Genomic DNA, 20492 nt, shown 5'->3' with positions numbered 1-20492 from the left:
AAGTACGTCCAGTACTAGGGCTTCCGGCCGGCGCACCGAGAGCACGCACCGGACGCCGCTCCTTCACGGGCAAACATTGCCTGCCACGGCACTAGAACCTGAGGGGCACGGGCTTCATTCCGGGCTGGGTGAGCTGCCGCTCAGCTCTCGCCGCGGTCCTCCGGGGACGGCTCCGGCTGGGCCGGGGGCGTCTTGTCGGTGGAGACCCCGCTGGTGACCGCCGGGGTGCCGTTGGCTCCGTGGGTCAGCTGGAGCTCGCGGGGCGACAGGACCGGGGGCCGCGTCGACGGGGTGCGCCGGGCGGAACCGGTCCACGCCGGGCGGGCCGGACGCTTGACGATCGGGGCGAAGATCTCGGCGATCTGCTCCTTGCCCAGCGTCTCCTTCTCCAGCAGCTGGAGGACCAGGTTGTCGAGGACGTCGCGGTTCTCGACCAGGATCTCCCAGGCCTCGTTGTGCGCCGTCTCGATGAGCTTCTTGACCTCTTCGTCGACGAGCGCGGCGACCTCTTCCGAGTAGTCGCGCTGGTGGCCCATCTCGCGACCGACGAAGGGCTCCGTGTTGTCGCCGCCGAACTTGATCGCGCCGAGCCGCTCGGTCATGCCGTACTGGGTGACCATCGAGCGGGCCGTACCGGTGGCCTTCTCGATGTCGTTGGCCGCGCCGGTGGTCGGGTCGTGGAAGACCAGTTCCTCCGCCGCCCGGCCGCCCATCATGTAGGCGAGCTGGTCGAGCATCTCGTTGCGGGTGGTCGAGTACTTGTCCTCGTCCGGGAGCACCATCGTGTAGCCCAGGGCCCGGCCCCGGGACAGGATGGTGATCTTGTGGACCGGGTCGGAGTTCGGTGAGGCCGCCGCGACCAGGGCGTGTCCGCCCTCGTGGTACGCGGTGATCTTCTTCTCCTTGTCCGACATGATCCGGGTCCGCTTCTGCGGGCCCGCGACCACACGGTCGATCGCCTCGTCCAGCATGTCGTTGTCGACGAGCTTGCGGTCGCTGCGCGCGGTGAGCAGCGCCGCCTCGTTGAGCACGTTGGCCAGGTCCGCGCCGGTGAAGCCCGGGGTCCTGCGGGCGACGGCCGCGAGGTCGACGCCCGGGGCGACCGGCTTGCCCTGCTGGTGGACCTTGAGGATCTCCAGACGGCCCTGCATGTCCGGGCGGTCCACGGCGATCTGGCGGTCGAAGCGGCCCGGGCGCAGCAGCGCCGGGTCGAGGATGTCGGGCCGGTTGGTGGCGGCGATCAGGATGACGCCGCCCTTCACGTCGAAGCCGTCCATCTCGACGAGCAGCTGGTTCAGCGTCTGCTCGCGCTCGTCGTGCCCGCCGCCCATGCCGGCGCCGCGGTGGCGGCCGACGGCGTCGATCTCGTCGACGAAGACGATCGCCGGGGCGTTCGCCTTGGCCTGCTCGAAGAGGTCACGGACCCGGGAGGCACCGACACCGACGAACATCTCGACGAAGTCGGAACCGGAGATCGAGTAGAACGGCACCCCGGCCTCGCCGGCGACGGCCCGCGCGAGCAGGGTCTTGCCGGTTCCGGGCGGGCCGTACAGCAGCACGCCCTTGGGGATCTTGGCGCCGACGGCCTGGAACTTCGCCGGTTCCTGCAGGAACTCCTTGATCTCGTGCAGTTCCTCGACCGCCTCGTCGGAGCCCGCGACGTCCGCGAAGGTCGTCTTCGGGGTGTCCTTGGTGAGGAGCTTGGCCTTGGACTTCCCGAAGTTCATGACCCGGGAGCCGCCGCCCTGCATCTGGTTCATCAGGAACAGGAAGAGCACGACGATCAGGATGATCGGCAGGAGGGAGAGCAGGATGCCGACGAAGGCGTTCTGCTTCGCGGGCTGGACGGTGTAGCCGTCCGGGATCTGCTTGTCCTGGTACTTCTTCTGCAGCGCTTCGGCGAGGTCGGCGCCCTGGGTGCCGATGTAGCTCGCCTGGATCTTGCTGCTGCCCTTGACCTTCTGGCCGTCCTTCAGCTCGGCCTTGATGGTCTGTTCGTCACCGGTGCTGAGCTTGGCCGACTTGGCTTTGTTGTCGTTGATCGCCTGTACGACCTGGCCGGTGTCCACTGTCTTGTAGCCGCCGGACGAACCGACGACCTGCATCAACACGACCACGGCGAGGACGGCCAGCACGATCCACATGACCGGCCCACGGAAGTATCGCTTCACGTCCATCCACACGGAGCGGTGGCGCCCCGTCCCTCCTGCCATAGTGAGTTTGATAAAGACTGTTCTTCGGACGGTACCCCAGCATTGTCACCCGAAGACGCAGGGGACTGCTGGGGAACCCGCCTGTGCACCCTCCAACGGCGGGCGGGCGCCGAGGGTTCCCCGGAGTGAGCCGCAGCCGCTCAGCCGCCGTACACGTGCGGGGCGAGGGTGCCGACGAAGGGCAGGTTGCGGTACTTCTCCGCGTAGTCCAGCCCGTAGCCGACGACGAACTCGTTGGGGATGTCGAAGCCGGTCCACTTCACGTCGATGGCGACCTTCGCGGCGTCCGGCTTGCGCAGCAGCGTGCACACCTCCAGGGAGGCGGGCTCGCGCGAGCCGAGGTTGGTGAGCAGCCAGGACAGGGTGAGCCCGGAGTCGATGATGTCCTCGACGATCAGGACGTGGCGGCCCTTGATGTCGGTGTCGAGGTCCTTGAGGATGCGCACGACGCCGGAGGACTGGGTGCCGGCCCCGTAGGAGGACACCGCCATCCAGTCCATCGTGGCCGGGGTGGACAGGGCGCGTGCGAGGTCCGCCATCACCATGACGGCGCCCTTCAGGACACCGACGAGGAGCAGATCCTTCCCCGCGTACTCGGCGTCGATCTTCGCGGCCAGCTCGGCGAGCTTCGCGTCGATCTCTTCCTTGGTGAGGAGAACCGACTGGAGGTCGGAGCCCATGTCTTTCGCGTCCACGCGCATCACTTTCGTCGTTCGAGCCGGTGGCCGGCGCCTGCCCGCCCGTGGGCCCGCGCCGTCAGCCTTGCCGGATGACCAGTCTGCCACCTAGCCGTCTGGCCTCGACTTTGCCCGGCAGATTGATGGCTCCCTGGCCGCGCCAGCCGGTGATGAGCCGGTCGACTTCCTCGATGTGCTTGGCGAACAGGGCCCCGCCGGGGGCGCCTTCGGCGAGCAGGGCGGCGCGCAGGACGCGGCGGCGGACGGCGGGCGGCAGCGCGTACAGCGCGGCGCAGTCCAGGTGGCCGTGCTCGTCGCGGACTCCGGCGGCGGCCCGCTGCGCCCAGGAGTCCAGGGCGTCGGCGTCGTCCCTGGAGAGCTGGGCGGTGCGGGCCAGGGCCTCGACGACGCCTTTGCCGAGGGACTTCTCCAGGGCGGGCAGCCCTTCGTGGCGCAGCCGGGAGCGGGTGTAGGCGGGGTCGGTGTTGTGCGGGTCGTCCCACACGGGCAGGGCCTGGACCATGCAGGCCTTGCGCGCGGTCTGCCGGTCCACGCGCAGGAAGGGGCGGCGGTAGCGGCCGTGGGGGCCGGAGATTTCGGCCATGCCGGACAGGGAGCGGGTGCCGGAGCCGCGGGCGAGCCCGAGCAGGACGGTCTCGGCCTGGTCGTCGCGGGTGTGGCCGAGCAGGACGGCGGCGGCGCCGTGGCGTTCGGCGACGGCGTCGAGGACGGCGTAGCGGGCCTCACGGGCGGCGGCCTCGGGTCCTCCGGCGCGGCCGACGTCGACGGCGACGGATTCGACGGGGTCCAGGCGCAGGGCGCCGAGGCGGGCGACGACCTCGGCGGCGCGGGCGTCGGAGCCGCTCTGGAGGCGGTGGTCGACGGTGACTCCGCCGGCCCGGACGCCGAGGCGGGGGGCCTCGAAGGCGAGGGCGGAGGCGAGGGCCATGGAGTCGGCCCCGCCGGAGCAGGCGACGAGCACGAGGGGGGCGTCCGGGGCGGGGGCGCGGAACGGGCGGCTCGCGCGGAGGATGCCGGCGGCCCAGTCCGGGGAGGGGGCCTGGCGCTCGGGAGGGGCGGCGGCCGACATCGCGGGCGGCTCGGGGGCCCGGGCGGCGGGGGACGCGGCTCCGGCGGCGGCCGAGGCGTGCTGGCTGAGGATGTCGTGCAGGGCGCGGCGGACTGCCAGACGTATCGCTGCGACCGCGGGATGGGGACCCATGTCCGGTTCCCTTCATGGGGATCTTGTACGTGTTCGGGAGCGCTGTGTTCCGTGGGGCTCCGGAGGTGGGGGAAGCCCCGTGCTGTCACGCAGTGTGCGGAGATGGTGACAGAAACAGGCTGTTCTCCGAGCATCGCACGCCCGCCCGTGACACACGGTCCCTCGGACGGGTGATTACCGGGTCGTACTTCTGCCGTCGGCCGCATCTTCTTCACACACGGCCGTACGGTGCGGTCCGCTGCGGCGGCCCACCGGCGTACGCGGGGCGGGCGGCTTCCGGGGGCGGGGCGGCGTGCGGCGGGCCGGGGCGCCGCCCCCGGCGACGCGGGCGGGCGGCGTACGGCGCGCGGGGCGTCGCGGCTCGCGCGGCGCCCCGCTCGCTACTCGGCGCTGCTGTGCACCCGGGCGATCCAGTCCTCGGGGCGGTGGATCTCGGCCTTGGTGGGGAGGGTGTTGGGCGAGGTCCACACGCGGTTGAAGCCGTCCATGCCGACGCTCTCGACGACGGCGCGCACGAACTTCTCCCCGTCGCGGTACTGCCGCAGTTTCGCGTCGAGCCCGAGGAGCTTGCGCAGGGCGAGGTCGAGGCGGCTGGCGCCCTGCGCGCGGCGCTTCTGGAACTTCTCGCGGATCTCGGCGACGGAGGGCACGACCTGGGGGCCGACGCCGTCCATGACGTAGTCGGCGTGGCCTTCGAGCAGGGACATGACGGCGGTGAGCCGGCCGAGGATCTCGCGCTGCGCGGGCGACTGGACCATCTCGACGAGGGAGCGCCCCTCGTCCTCACCGGCCGCGTCCGGGCCGGTCTCGGACGTGTCCTTGTCGGACTTGTCCTTGTCGAAGAGGGACTGGACGGTGTCGCGCAGGCGGTCCACGAAGGTGCCGGGGTCGAGTTCGGTCTCGGCGAGGAAGGCCTGGATCTCGTTCTCCAGGTGGTCGCGCAGCCAGGGCACGCCGGTGAACTGGGTGCGGTGGGTCTCCTCGTGGAGGCAGACCCAGAGCCGGAAGTCGTGCGGGTCGACCTCCAGCTCCCGCTCGACGTGGACGATGTTGGGCGCGACGAGCAGCAGCCGGCCGCCGCCCGTGCCCGCGGGCAGTTCGCGCGAGGCGGGGGCGAAGGTCTCGTACTGGCCGAGCACCCGGGAGGACATGAAGGACAGCAGGACGCCGAGTTCCGCGCCGGTGACCTTGCCGCCGACGGCGCCGAGGATGCTGCTGGAGCCGCCCTCGTTCCTGCGCTCGCGCATCTTGTCGAGCAGCGGTCCGAGCAGTTCGCGGAAACCGGCGACGTTCGCCCGTACCCAGCCGGGGCGGTCGACGACGAGGACGGGGGTGTCCGCCGCCTCGGCCCCGGCCATCCGGGTGTAGGCACGGACGTGTTCCTCGGCCGCCTTGGCGTGGATGCGGAGCTCGGCGACGATGGCGCGGGCCTCGTCGCGGCTCACTTCGGGGCCCGGCCGCACCAGCCGGGTGGCGGTCGCGACCGCGAGATTCCAGTCGACCATCTGGGCACCACCGATGCTCGTCATGCGTCAACCGTACGTGCTGCGCGCGGTTTGCGGTGCGGGCTCGGGCGGGCCGGTGCGGAGGGGGCGCCTCCGCACCGGGGGCCGGGGTGGTTCAGGCGTCGGTGAGGGCGGCGGCCATCCGGTCGAGGGCGGCCTGCGCGTCGAGCGGGTTGGGGGCGTCCTGGGTCATGAAGGCGAAGGCGAGCAGCCGTCCGGAGCGGGTCACGACGGTTCCGGCGAGGGTGTTGACGCCGGTCAGGGTCCCGGTCTTGGCGCGGACCATGCCGGTACCGGAGGCGTTGGTGTGCTCGTTGTAGCGGGTGGCGAGGGTGCCGGTGAAGCCGGCGACGGGCAGTCCGCTGAGGACGGGCCGCAGCGCGGGCCGGTCCTTGTCGCCCGCGTGCGCGAGCAGCCCGGTGAGCAGGGCCGGGGTGAGCCGGTCGGCGCGGTCGAGTCCGCTGCCGTCGGCGAAGCGGGCCCCGTCGAGCGGCAGTCCGAGCCGGTCGAGCCGGGCCTTTGTGGCCTTCCCGCCGCCGTCGAAGCTGACGGGTTCGTGCGCGGCGAGCGCGGTCTGCCGGGCGAGGCCCTCGGCGATGTCGTTGTCGGAGTACGTCAGCATGCGCTCGACCAGCGCGGACAGCGGGGCGGAGGACACGGCGGCGACGGTCTGGCCGCCGGTGTCGGCGCGGTGCTCCTCCACCTTGTCGGCGACCTTGACGCCCTGGTCGCGCAGGAGGTCGCGGAAGCGTTCCGCGGCGTCCTTGTCGGGCTGGGTGCTGCGCGCGGCGGGGCCGCTGCGGGAGTCGTCGAGCCGGCCCTCGTCGGCCATGAGCGGGGTGACCGGCGCGATGTTCTCGTTGGGTCCTATGGGGTGCAGCCGGGGCCCTGAGTAGAGGGAGACGTCGTAGGCGACGGTGTACGACCGGGCGCCCCCGTCCTTCAGGGCGCGGGCGGTCCGGGCGGCGAGGTCGCGCAGGCTCGCGAAGCCGTCGGCGTGGGCGCGCGCGGTGAGCGTCGGATCGCCGCCGCCGACGAGGGTGAGCCGCTCCTCGTCGTCCTTGCCCTTGCCGTCGCCCTGTCCCTCGTCGTCGTCCTTGCCGTCCTCGTCGTCCTTCGCGCCGACGACCTTCGTCTCGATGCGGTGGTCGGCGCCGAGGCTGTCGAGGGCGGCGACGGCGGTGGCCAGTTTGGTGACCGAGGCGGGGGTGCGGGCGGTGTCCGCGTGGGCGTCGTAGAGGACGGTGCCGGAGGCCACGTCGACGACGGAGGCGGTGGGCCGCTCGCCGAGCGCGGGCTTGTCGAGCAGCGGATCGAGCCGGCGGGGCAGGGAGTTCTTCGCGGGGGCGCGGCCGGAAGCGAGGGTCGCGAGGACGGCGGCGGCGCTGGGCGCGGGGGCCGGGAGCCCGGCGGTGGTGAGCCGGGGGGAGTCCTCGCCCCGGGGGGCTCCGGGGGCTCCGGGGGCCGGGGCCGCTCCCGTGCCGGACGCGGCGGCGGCCTCGGCCCGGCGGGCCTCGGCGACGCGCTGCCCGGAGGAGTCGAAGGGGCCGGCGAGGGCGGCGGTGCCGCTCGCGACGAGGAGTCCGAGGACGGCCGCGCCCACCGTGATCCGCGTCGTACCGAACGGCCCGCGCGGGCGGGCCCACGCGGGCAGCCGGGACAGGTCGAGAGGCCACCGCCGCGGGCGGTCGGTGAGCCGTGGCTCGGGTACCTCTGGCACCTCGGGCACCTGGAACCAGCCCCTTTCGCGATCACACACCGGAGTGAGGGACACTTAACCACTGCGCCCTGCCGTGAGCATGGCGCCCCGGTCCGTACGGGTTCCCCCGGCCCCCGGGGCGAAGAGGGGTCCCCCGGTCGGACGCAGGTACCAGCCCACACCCGCGCACGGTGCTTGAACACGTGCCGACCATGGAGGAACAACCGGTGGAGTTCGACGTCACGATCGAGATCCCGAAGGGTTCGCGCAACAAGTACGAGGTGGACCACGAGACCGGTCGGGTGCGGCTGGACCGTCGCCTCTTCACCTCGACCGCGTACCCGACCGACTACGGCTTCGTGGAGAACACGCTCGGCGAGGACGGCGACCCGCTGGACGCGCTCGTCATCCTGGACGAGTCGACGTACCCGGGTGTCCTGATCGAGTGCCGCACGATCGGCATGTTCCGCATGACCGACGAGGCCGGCGGCGACGACAAGCTGCTGTGCGTCCCGGCCGGTGACCCGCGGATGGAGCACCTCCAGGACATCGGTGACGTCTCGTCGTTCCTGCGCGACGAGATCAAGCACTTCTTCGAGGTCTACAAGGACCTGGAGCCCGGGAAGTCCGTCCAGGGCGCCGACTGGGCGAGCCGCGCCGAGGCCGAGGCCGAGGTCGAGAAGTCGTACCAGCGCGCCAAGGAGCAGGGCGGCCACTGAGCCGTACCGCCAGACGTGCCCCGAAGGGCCGTACGACCGGCAGGCCGTACGGCCCTTCGGCGTTTACGGTGCAGGTGAAGGGGTGAGCCGAGGGAGGGCGGGAGGCGTACGTCCTCCCGCGCGGACGGGCCGCGCGGTCCTTCCGGGACCGGCGACGGGACACGGCACGACGGCACGACGGCACGACGGCACGACGGCACGACGGCACGACGGCACGACGGCACGACGGCACGACGGACGGGAACGACGGCGAACGCGTGGGGCACGGCGAGGAGCGAGGCGGACAGGTGAGCGAGCCGGAGGACCACGGGCCGCAGGAGGACCGCAAACCGCAGTCCGACGAGGCGCGCAGTGCCTTCTCCCCGCCGTCCGGGCTGCCGAGGCCGCCCGCGGCCGTGGCGCAGGCCGAGGACGAGTCGCAGGTCACCTCGGAGTTCGCGCTGCCCGAGGGGTTCCGCGCGCCGGAGCCGCAGGAGGCGGCGGGCGGCGCGGCCTCCTCGTCCTCGACGACCTCGGCGTTCACCGCCCCGCACACGTACAGCGCGCGCGAGGCCCCGGCCGCGTTCACGCCGCCCGAGGGCGTGCCGATGATACGGCTCACCCAGGAGGCGCCCTGGCAGGACCGGATGCGCACGATGCTGCGCATGCCGGTGGCCGAGCGGCCGACGCCCGAGCCCTCGCAGAAGCACGACGCGGAGGAGGGACCGGCCGTTCCGCGCGTGCTGGACCTGACGCTGCGTATCGGTGAGCTGCTGCTCGCGGGCGGCGAGGGCGCCGAGGACGTGGAGGCGGCGATGTTCGCCGTGTGCCGCTCCTACGGGCTCGACCGCTGCGAGCCGAACGTCACGTTCACGCTCCTCAACATCAGCTACCAGCCCTCGCTGGTGGACGACCCGGTGTCGGCCTCGCGCACGGTGCGCCGGCGCGGTACGGACTACACGCGGCTGGCCGCCGTGTTCCAGCTCGTGGACGACATCAGCTCCCCGGACGTGGAGGTGTCCCTCGAAGAGGCGTACCGGCGGCTCGCGGAGATCCGCCGTAACCGGCACCCGTATCCGGGCTGGGCGCTGACGGCGGCCAACGGGCTGCTCGCTGGCAGCGCCTCGGTGCTGGTCGGCGGTGACGTGGCCGTGTTCTTCTGCGCGGCGATCGGCGCGATGCTCGGGGACCGGCTGGCGTGGCTGGCCGCAGGCCGCGGGCTGCCGGAGTTCTACCAGTTCCTGGTGGCGGCGACCCCTCCGGCGGCGGTCGGGGTGACGCTCACCCTCGTGCACGCGGACCTCCAGGCGTCCGCGGTCGTCACCGGTGGCCTGTTCGCCCTGCTGCCGGGGCGGGCGCTCGTCGCGGGGGTGCAGGACGGGCTGACGGGCTACTACATCACGGCGGCGGCCCGGCTCCTGGAAGTCATGTACTTCTTCGTCGGCATCGTCATCGGCGTGCTGGTGATCCTGTACGTGGGCGTGCAGCTGCACGCGCCGCTCGACCCGGACGTCGCGCTGACGGCGGTGAACCGGCCGGTCGCCCAGATCCTCGCGTCCGTCGCGCTGTCGCTGGCCTTCGCGGTGCTGCTCCAGCAGGAGCGCTCGACGGTCCTCGCGGTGGCGGCGAACGGCGGGGTGGCGGGGCTCGTGTACGGGTCGATGCACTACACGGGGAAGATCTCGCCGGTGGCCGCGACGGCGGTCGCCGCGGGCCTGGTCGGGCTGTTCGGGCAGTTGCTCTCGCGATACCAGTTCGCGTCCTCGCTGCCGTACGTGACGGCGGCGATCGGCCCGCTGCTGCCGGGTTCCGCGACCTACTACGGGCTGCTGGGCATCGCGCAGAACAACCTGGACGACGGGCTGCTGTCCCTGTCCAGGGCGGTGGCTACGGCGCTGGCCATCGCGATCGGCGTGAACCTCGGTTCCGAGGTCTCCCGCCTGTTCCTGCGCATCCCCGGAGCGTCGAACGCGAGCCGCAGGGCGGCCAAGCGGACGAGGGGCTTCTAGGGACGCGTACCGGCCGCAGCACCACACGAAAAGCCGCAGGGCCCCGCACGCGACGGCGTGCGGGGCCCTGCGGCTGCCCGGCTGCTTGAGCGCCTCAGCGCTTGGCGTGGCGCCCGCGCGACGGGGGCTCGCCGTGCGGCGGGTCCTGCGGGGGCTGCGGCTGCGGTGCGGCCTGCGGCCCGGCCTGGGGCCGGTCGCCGTACGGGCCGACGGCCGGGTCGACGGCGGGCATCGGCTGGGTGGTCTGCGGCGCGTCCTGGCCGTAGCCGCCGGGACGGCCGTACCCGCCGTAGTTCTGCGGGGGCTGCGGGCCGCCGTACGGCGCGGCTCCGGGCGCGGGATACCCGTACTGCTGCGGGTGACGGCCGGGCTGCTGCCCCTGCCCGTGGGCGTCCTGGCCGTAGGGGGCCTGCCCGTAGCGCTCCTGGTCACCGTACGGCGAGGGGGCGGCGGGGCCGCTGTCCTGCCGGGCCTGGCCGGGGCCGCCGTCCGCCCCGTCCTTCTTGCTCTTGCCACGGGCGCGCAGGTACTCGATGGCGATGGGGATGACGGAGACGAGGACGATCGCCACGAGGATGAACTCGATGTTCTTCTTCACGAAGTCGATCTGACCGAGCCACGAGCCCAGCAGGGTGACGCCCGCGCCCCACAGGACGCCGCCGATGACGTTGAAGGTGATGAACGAGCGGTACCGCATCCCGCTGACGCCCGCGATGATCGGCGTGAAGGTGCGGACGACGGGCACGAAGCGGGCGAGGACCAGGGACTTCGGGCCGTACTTCTCGAAGAACTCGTGCGCCTTCTCCACGTTCTCCTGCTTGAACAGCTTCGAGTCGGGCCGCTTGAACAGCGAGGGCCCCACCTTCTTGCCGAACAGGTAGCCGGCCTGGTCGCCGAGGACGGCGGCGAGGCAGATCAGCGCGATGGCCGCCCACAGCGGGAAGTCGAGCTGGTCACCGGTGATCAGCAGACCGGTCGTGAACAGCAGTGAGTCACCGGGCAGGAAGAAGCCGATGAGCAGCCCCGACTCGGCGAAGACGACCAGCAGCAGGCCCCAGATCCCGAACTGGTTGAGCAGGGTGTTCGGGTCCAGCCAGCTCGGTCCGAGAGCAAGCGTGTTCACGAGGTCGGACTCCTGGGGGTAGGGGCCGGCGGGGCGACGTCCGTACGGCGGGGGAGGTCATGCGGGAGCAAAGCTATCAACGGGTACCCCGGCGCCCGGGTTCCAGTGGGGGCGCCTCGGCCGCGCTCCCAGCATGCGCCAGGGGAGGAGCGGGGGCCAAGCGGGGGCCGCCGGCCGGAGGCCGGGAAGCGGCCACCTCGGTGAAGCGCCGAAACGATGCGTCCTCACTCGCACGAGTGGCGATACCGTCACATCGCAAGAATGCGCGCGAACCGCCACCACGATGTACCCCATGGGAGCAGTCATGGTCTCTCACTGGCGGGTGGAGCGCGGAGAGGACGACGTGCCGGTCGTGCACGAGTTCTGGCGGCACGAGGAGACCGGGGTGTACGCGCCCGCGCCCGACCGCCCGGCCCACACCGGCAAGCTCGTCACGTCGCTGCCCTTCCCGGTGGAGATCGACCTGCGGTCACTCATCGAGGTGTAGGCGGAAGCCGGTCACCGGCGTGTGGGCCGGCCGTGCCGCGCGGCTCTTCCGGAGCCGGCCGTGCCGCGCGGGCTCCTCCGGGCGGCGGAATGCCCCGTTCCTCCCTAGTGTCTGCTTCAGGACCGCGTCGTGAGGAGCCCCGTCATGCCCCTGCACCACACCCCCGGCCCGGAGGGGCGGCCCGAGAAGCCGCTGTCCGTGAACCCGTTCATCGGGGAGGCCGATCCGCTGGGCGGGATGACCGAGGCCCCGCCCCGGCACCGGCTGCCGGACGGGCCGATGGCTCCGCACGCGGCCTATCAGCTGGTGCACGACGAGCTGATGCTCGACGGGAACGCGCGGCTGAACCTCGCGACCTTCGTCACCACCTACATGGAGCCGCAGGCCGGGGTGCTGATGGCGGAGTGCCGCGACAAGAACATGATCGACAAGGACGAGTACCCGCGCACGGCCGAGCTGGAGCGGCGCTGCGTGTCGATGCTCGCCGAACTGTGGCACGCGCCCCGCCCGAAGGCGGTCGTGGGCTGTTCGACGACCGGGTCGAGCGAGGCGTGCATGCTCGCGGGCATGGCGCTCAAACGGCGCTGGGCCAAGCGGAACGCGGACCGGTACCCGGGCTCGGCGCGGCCCAATCTCGTCATGGGGATCAACGTCCAGGTGTGCTGGGAGAAGTTCTGCGCCTTCTGGGAGGTCGAGGCGCGCCAGGTGCCGATGGAGGGCGACCGTTTCCACCTCTCCCCCGAGGCGGCCGCCGAGCTGTGCGACGAGAACACCATCGGGGTCGTCGGCATCCTCGGTTCGACCTTCGACGGCTCCTACGAGCCGATCGCGGACCTGTGCGCGGCGCTCGACGCCCTCCAGGAGCGGACCGGGCTCGACGTCCCGGTGCACGTGGACGCGGCCTCGGGCGGCATGATCGCGCCGTTCCTCGACCCGGACCTGCGCTGGGACTTCCGGCTGCCGCGCGTCGCCTCGATCAACACCTCGGGGCACAAGTACGGGCTCGTGTACCCGGGGGTGGGCTGGGCGCTGTGGCGGGACGCGGACGCGCTCCCGGAGGAGCTGGTGTTCCGGGTGAACTACCTCGGCGGGCAGATGCCGACCTTCGCGCTGAACTTCTCCCGCCCCGGCGCGCAGGTCGTCGCGCAGTACTACACGTTCCTGCGGCTGGGCCACGACGGCTACCGCGCCGTGCAGCAGGCCTCCCGCGACGTGGCGCGGGGCCTGGCGAACCGGATCGAGGCCACCGGCGACTTCCGCCTCCTGACCCGGGGCGAGGAGCTGCCGGTGTTCGCGTTCACGACGGCCCCCGACGTCACCGCGTACGACGTGTTCGACGTGTCCCGGCGCCTGCGCGAACGCGGCTGGCTGGTACCGGCGTACACCTTCCCCGCGCACCGCGAGGACCTGTCCGTCCTGCGGATCGTGTGCCGCAACGGCTTCTCCTCCGACCTCGCCGACCTCCTCCTCGACGACCTGGAACAGCTCCTCCCGCAACTACGCGGCCAGTCCCACCCGGCCACCCACGACAAGGAGCGGGCTACGGGGTTCCATCACTGAGTCACTTCCCCTGCCCTCTGTGGAAAGACGTCCGGCCCAGCGCCCAGCACGGCGGCCAGACGGACGGCCGTGGGGATGTCGAGCGCCCCGAGGGCGACAGTGGCCTCGCGGTCGCACCGCACGCAGTCCGGGTGAAAGAAGCTGTCGAGGAACGCACCCGCCGCGACCGCTCGTACGGCCTCGGTGAGCCGCCCCGCCACGACGTGCGCCTGTCGCCAGTCAGTGAGGTTCACGCCCGGCGCCAGAGGCGGCGCCCCCAACAGATCACCCAGCCGGGCGGCGGTTGTGACGTCCACCGGGCCGAGCGCCAGGGCGTCGTGCAGCGGTCGTACGCCGGGCAGCGCCAGACCTCGTTGCGCAAGCGCTTCGCGAAGTCCTGCGGCGGCAGTCTCGGCGGTGTTGTTCATGCAGTCCTCCAGTGGGCATGGAACGGTTCGGCAAGGTGGGTTCTTCGACATGGCATCGCCGATTTGGGTCACGAACAGTCCGTCTCGGCCGACAGGTCAGCCCAGACTCTTTTCCCCCACGGCATGAGGTCAGTGCCCCGGGCCACGGAAACAGCATCGATCAAGGCGAGGCCGCGCCCCCGCTCGTCGTGGCAGTTCACGTCATGCCGGATCGGCTCGACGTGCGCCTTGTCGGCCACCGCGATGCGCACGCGCCGCTCCGCCGAGCGTGTGATCGTCACGCCGATCACGTCTCCGCGAGCGTGTTCAGTCGCGTTCGACACGAGTTCGGTCACGACCAGCGCAGCCGCTTCGGCGAGTTCACCGAGCCGCCATACCTCCAGCACCGTGATCACCAGACGCCGGGCGGCGGCAGCTGATTCCGGCAGGCGCGGCATGGTCTCGGTGTATCCGGGCGCCCCAATGGCCGCCGCGCATGCCGGTGCGACGTGGCCAGGTGCACCCGGCGCCACCGTGTCTCCGTCCACTGCCGTATCGGCAACCCGTTCGTTCATGTGCGGGTGCTCCGGTCCGGTCGTCTTCATGCCACCGGGCTGAGGCGCGTGATGCTCCAGGGGGTCAGCATTGACGCGCTCAACTGCCCGGAACAGGAGGCCGTGCGGCGCGGTCGGGGAAGGGGCAGATCTCGCAGCGAGGCCCATAGCGGGATGCCTTCCTCATAAGCTCAAGTGGGGTGAGGAAGACGGTATGAAACCCGCATAGCCCCCGGAAGTGACCACCAGTACGGGTACTTGCCTGCGAACCGCCTGAGATGGAGCGTTGATGGCTAAGAGGCTCCCAACAACCCTGACCACCCGTCAGGGAAATAGGTCCCGATCGCGATCAGGGACCATCTCGGGGTATCTCTTCCGAGTGACGAGAGAACAACTCGGCTTTACGCAGGAGGAGATCGCAGAGCACCTCAATGTCTCGGCGGACACCATCGCCGGCTGGGAGAGCGGACGGCGCCCACTGGTCTCCGTTCCGATCGGCCAGATGCTCGTCCACCGTCACCGCCTTCAGCGCGTTGGAGCGGCCCCAGCACTCCTTCAAGCCCTTGAGTACGGGTTCGAAGCGGACATCCTGCTTGCCGACGCCATCAACCGGGATGCCCCGTCCGAGGCCAGCCCGCTGGCCTCGATGGTGCTGCGGCGCGGCCTGGCAGAAGTACTCACCTGGCCACTCACCCAGGTCGCACCACTACCGGTCAGATCCCTTCCCACGCCTGCGAAGACCCGCAGGGGGCCCGTACCCGAGGGGCCGGAACTCGCCGCACCCGATCGCGCCCGGTTTTTCGCGAATATGCGTGAGACAGCTGAACGGGCACAAGGACGAGACCAGTTCCTCCTACGCAGACAAGCCCTCTACCTCTGCGGCTACGACACTCAGGCCGACACGGCGGACTGGCTGGCCGTACAACAGCGAGCGGAGCGGCCGGACGACTGGCTCAGCCGCTGGCTCAACAGTCGCTCTGTGGCGACCGTCGCGGCTCGCATCGGTGACCGCGACCGAATGGCCCATTTCATCGACACCGCGCTTTCCGACGATGCCGGCGAAGCGGCCAACCTGAACTACTGGGCCTACTGGATCGGCGAGACCTCTGGCATCGAACTGTCCGACGACTTCATCGCGCGGCCTGTTCCCGCCCAGTGGTCAGGTGACAGACTCCTGAGCCACTTGGCAATGGGACTCAGCGTCGGGCACGGTTACATGGACCTCAACCTTCACAGTGTGTGGGCCTTGCTCCGTGCCCGTCCTGACCTGCTTCGCAGCGGAGTGGCAGGCCGCTTCCTGCGCCGTCGCATCGCGGTGTTGTTGGATAGCGGGGAGCTCTCGCCGCGCGCGCGACGAGAGCTCGAAAGCATCGAGTACGCGATTCGCCTCAGCGAGGCGTGAAGGAGACCGGATGGCTGAGCACGATCTCACGGCTGTGGCGCGGCTCGTCTTCGAGGCGGGGACGCTGAAGAGCGCGCGGCGGACCGGGTGGTGGATGGCGGGCGTGCGCGATCCGGAGTCGGTGGCGGAGCACTCGTGGCGTACGTCGCTGCTCGCCTCCGTGCTCGCCACGCTGGAGGGGGCCGATCCGGCGCGGGCGGCTCTGCTCGCGGTCTGGCACGACTCCCAGGAGTCGCGCACCGGGGACGTCAACCACCTCGGGCGGAAGTACGCGCCGCGCGCCGACCCGGAGGCCGTCACCGCCGACCAGGTCGCCGGGGCCCCCGCCGTCCTGGCGGGGACGGTGCGCGATCTGGTCGCGGAGTACGAGGCGAAGGCGACACCGGAGGCCTTGTGCGCGCAGGACGCGGACAAGCTGGAGTGCCTGGTCCAGGGGGTCGAGTACCGGGCGCGGGGCCATCAGGACGCCCAGCGGTGGATCGACAACAGCCGGGCCCGGCTGCGGACGGCCTCGGGCCAGGCGCTGGCGGACGCCGTCCTCGCCTCCGGGCCGCTCGACTGGCTGCGCGCCGCGATGGGTGAGGGGGAGGAGGGCGAGGGGGCCGACGGGTAGGGGTTCCCGGGCGGGCCCGGGAACGCCTCCTCAGCGCACGTCCCCCGGGTGCCGCTCCCCCGTCGCGGACGGGTTCTCCTCGCCCTCCGGCACGTACTGCTCGGTGACGGTCGCGCGCGACGCCTCAAGGGCGGCGAGCCACCTGCCGGGCAGGTCCACCGCCTCTGCCCTCGGCAGGTCCGTCATGAAGCCGATTCGCGCCGCTCGTCGTACGCGGTGAGCGCGCCCCGCGGCAGCGCGACGCGAGCCGCGTGCCGGACGGGCCGCCCACCCTCCTCACCCCGCCCAGGTCACCGCTGGTCGCGCTCGCGTGCCACCAGGTCCCAGGCGCTCGCGCCGTCCAGCGATTCGCGGACGATGTCGGCGTGCCCGGCGTGCCGGGCCGTCTCGCGGATGAGGTGGAGCAGCAGCCAGCGCAGCGAGACGCGCTCGGCGTCGGGGAACCAGGGCTGGTCGGGCAGCGGGAAGGTCTCGTCCAGGCTGGGGCGGGAGCGGATGTAGTCCTCGGTCCCGGCGGCGACCTTCTCCCAGTACGCGAGCGTCCCGGGCACCGTCTCGTCCTCCAGCAGGACGTGGCTCTCGTGCCAGTTCGTCTCGTCCCGCTCGGTGTCCGCGGGGACCTGCCGGGCCCGGGCGACCCAGCTCTGCTCCGTCTCGGCGCAGTGCTTGACGAGGCCGCCGAGGGTCAGCGCGCTCGCGCTCGGCCGCAGCCTGGCCTGCTCCTCGGTCAGCCCGAGCACCGCGCGCCGGATGCCGCCGCGCTGCTCCTCCAGGAAGGCGAGCAGGGCGCCGTGCTCGTCACCAGCTGCTTCGGGGGATACGTGGGTGACCATGGGGTCCGCCTTCCGGCTTGTCGCCGGAGGGCCTTTCCCCCCGGCACCGACCAAGCTACGGACCCTTGCGGACAGGAACGGTCCGCGAGTACGGGCCCGTCCGGGTGGGTCCGCGAACGGGGCCCGGGCCGTTCACAGGGGGTAGGTGCCCCGTCCGTGCTGGACGGAGATCCAGCGCTGGGTGGTGAACGCGTCGACGGAGGCGGGGCCGTTGAGCCGGCCGATACCGGACAGCTTCTCGCCGCCGAAGGCCGCCACCGGGTCGTCGTCTATCGTGCTGCCGTTGACGTGCATCATCCCGGTCTCGATGCGCCGCGCGAAGGCCACCCCGCGTTCGGCGTCCGCCGTGTGCACCGCCCCGGCCAGCCCGTAGGGGCTGTCGTTGACGAGCCGTACGGCCTCCTCCTCGCCGTCGAAGGGGACGAGCAGCGCGACCGGGCCGAAGATCTCCTGGCGCAGCAGCGGGGAGTCGGCAGGCAGTCCGGTCAGGACGGTCGGCTCGACCAGGTTGCCCACGGTCCGCCCGCGCAGCAGCGCGGTGGCGCCGTCGGCCACGGCCCGCTCGACCAGCGCGGTCAGCGCCTCGGCCTGGAAGGGGTTGATGACCGGGCCGAGGTCGGTCTCCGGGTCGGCCGGGTCGCCGGTGCGCAGCGCGGCCACCCGCTCGGTGAAGCGGCGGCTGAACTCCGACTCCAGGCGGCGGTCGACGAAGATACGGTTCGCCGCCATGCACACCTGGCCCTGGTACACGAAGCGGCTGAAGACGGCCGCCTCCACGGCGTGGTCGAGCCCGTCCTCCGCCAGGTCGTCCAGGGCCACGAAGGCGCCGTTGCCGGAGAGCTGGAGCACGGTGCGCTTGAGGGAGCGGGCGGCTACCGCGGCGACGTGCCGGCCCACGGTGTCCGAGCCGGAGAAGGAGATGACCTTCGGCACGGGGTGCTCGATGAGCGCGTCGCCGATCTCCGCGATGTCGGTGACCAGGACGTTGAGCAGTCCGGCGGGAAGACCGGCCCGCTCGAAGACGTGGGCGATGACCCCGCCGCCCACGACCGGCGTGTTCTGGTTCGGCTTGACGACGACGGCGTTGCCGAGGGCGAGCGCGGGCGCGACCGACTTGAGCGTCACGAGCAGCGGGTAGTTGAACGGGCTGATGACCCCGACCACGCCGACCGGCTCGCGGTAGACGCGGTTCTCCTTGCCGGGCGTCAGCGAGGGCAGCAACTCCCCTTCCGTGCCCACCGCGTAGGAGGCCGCGTGGCGCACGAACTCGGCGGCGAGGTCCACCTCGAAGTACGCCTTGGACCAGGTGCCGCCCAGCTCCTCGACGATGGCGGCCGCCACCTCCTCGCGCAGCGAGGTCAGCACCGACAGCGCGCGTTCCAGCACCTTGCGGCGCTCGTGCGGCCCGGCGGCGGCCCACGCGGGCTGGGCGCGGGCGGCCGCGCGGTACGCCTCGTCGACCTCCTCGCCGGTGGCGACGGTCAGCGCGGCCAGCTTCTCGCCGTTGTACGGGTTGAAGTCGATGATGTCCCAGGAGCCCCGGCCGGTGCGCCATTCACCGTCGATGTACTGATGGGCCAGTTCGGTGAAGAACGACATACGTTTCCTTGCCGGTTCTCTGTGCCTTTCAAGTGCCGCGAGGCGACTTGCGGTTGGCACGTCATGGTACGGCGTGCACGGCGCGCGCGCCCGGGTTTCGCGGCCTGCGCGAGGGCCCGCACCGGCGCCCCCGGGGTGCGGGACGTGCCCGCGGGCCGCCTGCCCACGGCGGGCCGCCCACGCACCACGGATCACGGACCGCCCGGTCAGCCGAGCTGGAGCAGGCCGCGCAGCAGGTCGCGGCTCTCCTCGGGACCCGGGCAGTCCTTGCGCAGGCCCTCGAAGGCCGACTCGTACTGCGCGACCTCCTCGGGCTTGTCGAGGTAGAGGGCGCTCGTGAGCTGTTCCAGGTACACGACGTCGGACAGGTCGGACTCCGGGAAGCCGAGCATCGCGAAGGCGCCGCTCTCCCCGGAGTGCCCGCCGAAGCTGAACGGCATGACCTGAAGGCACACGTTGGGCCGCTGCGACATGTCGATCAGGTGCTCCAACTGCCCGCGCATCACGGCCCGGTCGCCGTACGGCCGGCGCAGGGCCGCCTCGTCCAGCACCGCGTGGAAGCGCGGGGCCCGTTCGGACACGAGTATCTTCTGCCGCTCCAGGCGCAGCGCGACCCGGCGGTCGATGTCGGCGCGCGAGCCGTCCGGCATCCCGCGGGCGACGACGGCCTGCGCGTACGCCTCCGTCTGCAACAGCCCGTGGACGAACTGCACCTCGTAGACCCGGATCACGGAGGCCGCGCCCTCAAGGCCCACGTAGGTCGGGAACCAGCCCGGCAGGACGTCCGAGTAACTGTGCCACCAGCCCGCAATGTTGGCCTCCTTCGCGAGGGCAAGCAACTGTCCGCGCTCGGCCTCGTCGTGCACGCCGTAGAGCGTGAGCAGATCTTCCACGTCCCGCGCCTTGAAGCTCACCCGTCCCAACTCCATGCGGCTGATCTTCGATTCGGAGGCCCGGATCGAGTAACCGGCTCCCTCACGGGTGATCCCGCGCGTCTCACGCAACCGTCTGAGCTGAGAGCCCAGCAGGATGCGCCGTACGACCGATCCGCCCCCGGGCCCTTCGGCCTGGGGCCGTCCCCAGTCCCCTGCGGTCACGTCGCCCAGCCTCCCCATTCACTACAGGGCCCGCAGTCTGCCACTAAAACGCTCCGGGCCGTACTCGTTCGATTACGGAAACGGAAAGGTTGTGCAATGCGACCGGAAGAGTTACTGGGAAGATATGCACCCGAAGTGGTATGTGTGGCGCCAATTCCGGCGCGTGCACGTGCATCTGCCCTTGCATCCGCTGTGCGCATTCGGAACGATGGTGGCGCACCACCGCAGCTGCGCAGTGACCGCGAAATTCGGGAGTGCCTCGCATGGGGACGAATGGATCGACCATGCTCGACCCGCTGAGGCAAGGGCTACCTCCGGTCGACCCCGCCTCGGTGCGTGAAGCCGCCTCCTGCGCGCTCAGCTCCCGGCTCGAAGGGGTGGGCGAGGCACGGCAGTTCGCGCGTTCCACGCTCGGCCGCTGGGGCCTGGGCGAACTGACCGACGACATCGCGCTCGTGGTCTCCGAACTCGTCACGAACGCCCTGCGCCACGCCCTCCCGACCACGGAGTCCCCGGCCGCGACGCCCTCCCCCTGCGGCCCCGACCCGGTGTCGCCGGAGAGTCCGGTACGGCTGCACCTGACGCGGTGGACGGGCCGGCTGATGTGCGCGGTGCGCGACCCCAGCGAGGAGAGCCCGGTCGCACAGGACGGCGACGACTTCTCCGCCGAGTGCGGCCGCGGCCTGTTCCTGGTCGACTCCTTCAGCGACAGCTGGGGCTGGCACCCGCTCGCCGGAGCCCTGCGCGGAAAGATGGTCTGGGCGCTGTTCCGCCTCTGAGACCGGAGACCGGGGGCACCGCCCGGGGGGACGAGG

19 protein-coding genes are annotated in these 20492 nt (G+C 71.6%); 7 read left to right on the top strand and 12 right to left on the bottom strand.

Going from position 1 to position 20492, the window contains the following annotated elements:
- Positions 1 to 140 precede the first annotated feature (140 nt).
- From ftsH to dacB, 5 genes are all read right to left on the bottom strand, one after another.
- Positions 141 to 2177 (bottom strand): ATP-dependent zinc metalloprotease FtsH, encoded by a 2037-nt coding sequence (gene ftsH / locus AB0J21_RS11965; protein ID WP_363145759.1) that lies wholly within the window; start codon positions 2175 to 2177, stop codon positions 141 to 143.
- Positions 2178 to 2353: 176 nt separating this feature from the next.
- Positions 2354 to 2914 (bottom strand): hypoxanthine phosphoribosyltransferase, encoded by a 561-nt coding sequence (gene hpt / locus AB0J21_RS11960; protein ID WP_031001341.1) that lies wholly within the window; start codon positions 2912 to 2914, stop codon positions 2354 to 2356.
- 55 nt (positions 2915 to 2969) lie between these two features.
- A complete protein-coding gene (tilS, locus tag AB0J21_RS11955) occupies positions 2970 to 4112 on the bottom strand; it encodes a tRNA lysidine(34) synthetase TilS (RefSeq protein ID WP_363145720.1) in 1143 nt (380 codons plus the stop codon).
- A 380-nt stretch (positions 4113 to 4492) separates the two neighbouring features.
- Positions 4493 to 5641 carry a zinc-dependent metalloprotease gene (locus AB0J21_RS11950; protein ID WP_363145719.1) on the bottom strand — a complete coding sequence of 383 codons (1149 nt, stop codon included), beginning with the start codon at positions 5639 to 5641 and terminating at the stop codon, positions 4493 to 4495.
- A gap of 91 nt (positions 5642 to 5732) precedes the next feature.
- Complete coding sequence (gene dacB, locus AB0J21_RS11945) at positions 5733 to 7220, bottom strand: D-alanyl-D-alanine carboxypeptidase/D-alanyl-D-alanine-endopeptidase (RefSeq protein WP_363145758.1); 1488 nt, start codon at positions 7218 to 7220, stop codon at positions 5733 to 5735.
- 323 nt (positions 7221 to 7543) lie between these two features.
- Between dacB and AB0J21_RS11940 the strand changes: the two genes are divergently transcribed.
- Together AB0J21_RS11940 and AB0J21_RS11935 are read left to right on the top strand one after the other, a co-directional pair.
- Positions 7544 to 8035: an inorganic diphosphatase gene (locus tag AB0J21_RS11940; protein ID WP_363145757.1), complete on the top strand. Its 492-nt coding sequence runs from the start codon at positions 7544 to 7546 to the stop codon at positions 8033 to 8035.
- 287 nt (positions 8036 to 8322) lie between these two features.
- On the top strand, positions 8323 to 10023 hold the full coding sequence (locus AB0J21_RS11935) for a threonine/serine exporter family protein (RefSeq protein ID WP_363145718.1): 1701 nt from the start codon (positions 8323 to 8325) through the stop codon (positions 10021 to 10023).
- A 94-nt stretch (positions 10024 to 10117) separates the two neighbouring features.
- Here AB0J21_RS11935 and AB0J21_RS11930 read toward each other — a convergent pair whose 3' ends face one another.
- Positions 10118 to 11146 (bottom strand): VTT domain-containing protein, encoded by a 1029-nt coding sequence (locus AB0J21_RS11930; RefSeq protein WP_363145717.1) that lies wholly within the window; start codon positions 11144 to 11146, stop codon positions 10118 to 10120.
- A 292-nt stretch (positions 11147 to 11438) separates the two neighbouring features.
- Here AB0J21_RS11930 and AB0J21_RS11925 point away from each other — a divergent pair, with 292 nt between their 5' ends.
- Together AB0J21_RS11925 and AB0J21_RS11920 are read left to right on the top strand one after the other, a co-directional pair.
- On the top strand, positions 11439 to 11633 hold the full coding sequence (locus tag AB0J21_RS11925) for a hypothetical protein (protein WP_363145716.1): 195 nt from the start codon (positions 11439 to 11441) through the stop codon (positions 11631 to 11633).
- A 144-nt stretch (positions 11634 to 11777) separates the two neighbouring features.
- A complete protein-coding gene (locus tag AB0J21_RS11920; RefSeq protein ID WP_363145715.1) occupies positions 11778 to 13193 on the top strand; it encodes a glutamate decarboxylase in 1416 nt (471 codons plus the stop codon).
- Here AB0J21_RS11920 and AB0J21_RS11915 read toward each other — a convergent pair.
- A complete protein-coding gene (locus AB0J21_RS11915) occupies positions 13187 to 13600 on the bottom strand; it encodes a hypothetical protein (protein ID WP_363145714.1) in 414 nt (137 codons plus the stop codon). The genes AB0J21_RS11920 and AB0J21_RS11915 overlap by 7 nt on opposite strands.
- A gap of 68 nt (positions 13601 to 13668) precedes the next feature.
- Complete coding sequence (locus AB0J21_RS11910) at positions 13669 to 14184, bottom strand: ATP-binding protein (RefSeq protein ID WP_363145713.1); 516 nt, start codon at positions 14182 to 14184, stop codon at positions 13669 to 13671.
- 238 nt (positions 14185 to 14422) lie between these two features.
- Between AB0J21_RS11910 and AB0J21_RS11905 the strand changes: the two genes are divergently transcribed.
- Positions 14423 to 15535 carry a helix-turn-helix transcriptional regulator gene (locus AB0J21_RS11905; protein ID WP_363145712.1) on the top strand — a complete coding sequence of 371 codons (1113 nt, stop codon included), beginning with the start codon at positions 14423 to 14425 and terminating at the stop codon, positions 15533 to 15535.
- A 10-nt stretch (positions 15536 to 15545) separates the two neighbouring features.
- Entirely contained in the window at positions 15546 to 16148 is a 603-nt protein-coding gene (locus AB0J21_RS11900) for an HD domain-containing protein (RefSeq protein WP_363145711.1), read from the top strand.
- Between the two features lie 30 nt (positions 16149 to 16178).
- Here AB0J21_RS11900 and AB0J21_RS11895 read toward each other — a convergent pair whose 3' ends face one another.
- The 4 genes from AB0J21_RS11895 to AB0J21_RS11880 form a co-directional block, all read right to left on the bottom strand.
- On the bottom strand, positions 16179 to 16334 hold the full coding sequence (locus AB0J21_RS11895; RefSeq protein WP_363145710.1) for a hypothetical protein: 156 nt from the start codon (positions 16332 to 16334) through the stop codon (positions 16179 to 16181).
- A 104-nt stretch (positions 16335 to 16438) separates the two neighbouring features.
- Complete coding sequence (locus AB0J21_RS11890) at positions 16439 to 16981, bottom strand: DinB family protein (RefSeq protein WP_363145709.1); 543 nt, start codon at positions 16979 to 16981, stop codon at positions 16439 to 16441.
- Positions 16982 to 17113: 132 nt separating this feature from the next.
- The gene (locus tag AB0J21_RS11885) at positions 17114 to 18580 is read right to left on the bottom strand and encodes an aldehyde dehydrogenase family protein (protein ID WP_363145708.1); all 1467 of its coding nucleotides are present in this window, start codon (positions 18578 to 18580) and stop codon (positions 17114 to 17116) included.
- Positions 18581 to 18786: 206 nt separating this feature from the next.
- Entirely contained in the window at positions 18787 to 19677 is an 891-nt protein-coding gene (locus AB0J21_RS11880; protein WP_363145707.1) for a helix-turn-helix transcriptional regulator, read from the bottom strand.
- Positions 19678 to 19940: 263 nt separating this feature from the next.
- Between AB0J21_RS11880 and AB0J21_RS11875 the strand changes: the two genes are divergently transcribed.
- Positions 19941 to 20456 (top strand): ATP-binding protein, encoded by a 516-nt coding sequence (locus AB0J21_RS11875; protein WP_363145706.1) that lies wholly within the window; start codon positions 19941 to 19943, stop codon positions 20454 to 20456.
- Positions 20457 to 20492 lie beyond the last annotated feature (36 nt).

Source organism: Streptomyces sp. NPDC049954, assembly GCF_040656295.1.
Classification (GTDB): domain Bacteria; phylum Actinomycetota; class Actinomycetes; order Streptomycetales; family Streptomycetaceae; genus Streptomyces.
This window is presented reverse-complemented; position numbering and strand designations above follow the sequence as displayed.

Excerpts from the sequence above, each read along its gene's own strand:
- ftsH (WP_363145759.1), bottom strand. The coding sequence starts at position 2,177 with ATGGACGTGAAGCGATACTTCCGTGGGCCGGTCATGTGGATCGTGCTG.
- hpt (WP_031001341.1), bottom strand. The coding sequence starts at position 2,914 with ATGCGCGTGGACGCGAAAGACATGGGCTCCGACCTCCAGTCGGTTCTC.
- tilS (WP_363145720.1), bottom strand. The coding sequence starts at position 4,112 with ATGGGTCCCCATCCCGCGGTCGCAGCGATACGTCTGGCAGTCCGCCGC.
- AB0J21_RS11950 (WP_363145719.1), bottom strand. The coding sequence starts at position 5,641 with ATGACGAGCATCGGTGGTGCCCAGATGGTCGACTGGAATCTCGCGGTC.
- AB0J21_RS11925 (WP_363145716.1), top strand. The coding sequence starts at position 11,439 with ATGGGAGCAGTCATGGTCTCTCACTGGCGGGTGGAGCGCGGAGAGGAC.
- AB0J21_RS11920 (WP_363145715.1), top strand. The coding sequence starts at position 11,778 with ATGCCCCTGCACCACACCCCCGGCCCGGAGGGGCGGCCCGAGAAGCCG.
- AB0J21_RS11915 (WP_363145714.1), bottom strand. The coding sequence starts at position 13,600 with ATGAACAACACCGCCGAGACTGCCGCCGCAGGACTTCGCGAAGCGCTT.
- AB0J21_RS11910 (WP_363145713.1), bottom strand. The coding sequence starts at position 14,184 with ATGAAGACGACCGGACCGGAGCACCCGCACATGAACGAACGGGTTGCC.
- AB0J21_RS11905 (WP_363145712.1), top strand. The coding sequence starts at position 14,423 with ATGGCTAAGAGGCTCCCAACAACCCTGACCACCCGTCAGGGAAATAGG.
- AB0J21_RS11900 (WP_363145711.1), top strand. The coding sequence starts at position 15,546 with ATGGCTGAGCACGATCTCACGGCTGTGGCGCGGCTCGTCTTCGAGGCG.
- AB0J21_RS11895 (WP_363145710.1), bottom strand. The coding sequence starts at position 16,334 with ATGACGGACCTGCCGAGGGCAGAGGCGGTGGACCTGCCCGGCAGGTGG.
- AB0J21_RS11890 (WP_363145709.1), bottom strand. The coding sequence starts at position 16,981 with ATGGTCACCCACGTATCCCCCGAAGCAGCTGGTGACGAGCACGGCGCC.
- AB0J21_RS11885 (WP_363145708.1), bottom strand. The coding sequence starts at position 18,580 with ATGTCGTTCTTCACCGAACTGGCCCATCAGTACATCGACGGTGAATGG.
- AB0J21_RS11875 (WP_363145706.1), top strand. The coding sequence starts at position 19,941 with ATGGGGACGAATGGATCGACCATGCTCGACCCGCTGAGGCAAGGGCTA.